At 68.3% G+C, this 2,040-nt stretch carries 2 protein-coding genes; both read left to right on the top strand.

Translation table 11 applies throughout. The annotated features are described in order from the left end of the window. Nucleotides 1-222: 222 nt before the first annotated feature. Entirely contained in the window at nucleotides 223-1,194 is a 972-nt protein-coding gene (locus tag I59_RS12615; RefSeq protein ID WP_022904174.1) for a carbohydrate ABC transporter permease, read from the top strand. After that, nucleotides 1,191-2,040 (top strand): carbohydrate ABC transporter permease (locus I59_RS12610; protein WP_022904173.1); only part of this gene is annotated, 850 nt, incomplete at its 3' end. The genes I59_RS12615 and I59_RS12610, both read left to right, overlap by 4 nt.

The following is a 2,040-nucleotide window of genomic DNA, read 5'->3' as shown; positions in this document are numbered from 1 at the left end:
TTCGTCACCACCGTCAAGACCGCCCGTGCCCGCACCGGCGAGCTCGGACCCGACTGGCCCAAGGCCGCGACGAAGATCTACACCGCCGTCCAGCTCGCCCTCACCGGCAAGGCCAGCCCCGAGGCAGCGCTCCAGCAGGCGCAGTCCCAGAACCAGTAGTGCACGAGGGAGCCGGCCGGACCGGTCGGCTCCCTCCCACCACTGAACAGGAGAGGAACCCGCATGAGCGCCTCGACGCAGGCACCCGCACGCACAACGTCCCGCTCGGCGACGCGGTCCACCGTCGCCCCGCCCGTCCGACCCGGCCAGCGCCGCGCGCGCATCCGGACCGGCATCACACGCTGGCTGTTCGTCATCCCGGCGGCGATCTTCGTCGCGGTGTTCTTCGGCTACCCCGTCGTCAAGAACATCCTGATGTCGTTCCAGGACTACACGACCGCCACGTTCTTCACCGGCGAGGCACCGTGGGTCGGGTTCGCGAACTACGTCCAGGTCTTCACGAGCGCGGTCTTCACGACCAGCGTCGTGAACACCGCCCTCTTCACGGCGGGGTCGATCGTCCTGCAGTTCGTGATCGGCCTCGGGCTCGCGCTGTTCTTCCGACGGCACTTCCCGCTGTCCGGCTTCCTCCGCGGCCTGCTGCTCCTGCCGTGGCTGCTGCCCCTCATCGCCTCGAGCGCGGTGTGGAAGTGGCTCCTCGACCAGGACAGCGGCGCGCTCAACCAGCTCCTCGGGCTGGTGGGCATCGCACCGCTGCCGTGGCTGGTCAGCCCGAGCCTCGCGCTCATCGCCGTGATCGGCGTGAACGTCTGGCTCGGCATCCCCTTCAACACGACGATCCTCTACAGCGGTCTGCAGTCCGTGCCGCCGGAGCTCTACGAGGCCGGAGCGCTCGACGGCGCCACCGGGTTCAAGGCGTTCTGGTACATCACCTGGCCGAGCATCCGGAGCGTCGTGAGCGTGGTGATCGTCCTCGGCGTCGTCTACACGCTGAAGGTCGTGGACATCATCCTCGGCCTGACCGGTGGTGGTCCGGCGAACTCGACCCAGACGCTCGCCACGAACGCGTACCACCAGTCCTTCATCAACTTCCAGTTCGGCATCGGAGCCGCGGTGAGCAACGTCCTCATCGTCGTCTCGTTCGTCTTCGCGATGGTCTACATCGCGATCTCCAGGAAGGCGGTCGACGAATGAGCGTCGGTCTCGCGAGCAGCACCGTCACCGCGACCCGGGCGGTCACCACGGCCCGGACGGCGAGGCCCCGCCGTCCCCGCAGCGTGAAGGGCATCCCCTTCACGATCCTCGGCATCGTGTTCCTGGCGATCATGGTGTTCCCCGTCTACTGGATGGTGAACACGAGCCTCCAGGCGACCTCCGGCGCGGCGACCGCGACCTGGTTCCCGTTCTCGCCGACCTTCGCCGGCTACCAGGCCGCGTTCGCCCAGCAGGGGCAGAACTTCGTGTCGAGCATGATCATCGGCCTCGGCACGGTGGTCCTCACGCTCGCCGTCGCGACGCCGGCCGCCTACGGGCTCGCCCGGTTCCGGATGCGCGGCACCCGGCCGCTGCTGCTCGTGCTGCTCATCACGCAGATGATCCCGGCGATCGTCATCGCGAACGCGCTCTACACGCTCTTCAACAACATCGGGCTGTTGAACAGCTACCTCGGGCTCATCCTCGCCGACAGCGCGGTGCAGGTGCCGTTCGCGATCCTGCTCATGCGGGCGTTCATGGAGTCGATCCCGCCGAGCCTCGTCGAGGCCGCGCTGGTCGACGGCGCGAACGACTTCCGCGCCTTCGTGTCGATCGTGCTGCCGATCAGCCGCAACGCGATCGTCACGGCCGCGCTGTTCACCTTCCTCGGGGCCTGGGGCGACTTCCTCATCGCGCTGACCCTGACCTCGACGCCGGCGGTGCGCCCGATCACGCTCGGCATCTACAACTACATCGGCGCGAACGTCACCGACTGGGGGCCCGTCATGGCCACCTCGGTCCAGGCCTCGCTCCCCGCCGCCGTGCTGCTCATCGTCGCGCAGCGGA

This window comes from Curtobacterium sp. B8 (assembly GCF_000333315.1).
GTDB classification, from domain to species: Bacteria; Actinomycetota; Actinomycetes; order Actinomycetales; family Microbacteriaceae; genus Curtobacterium; species Curtobacterium luteum.
The sequence above is the reverse complement of the archived record's forward strand: the minus strand, read 5'-3'. Positions and strand labels throughout refer to the sequence as shown.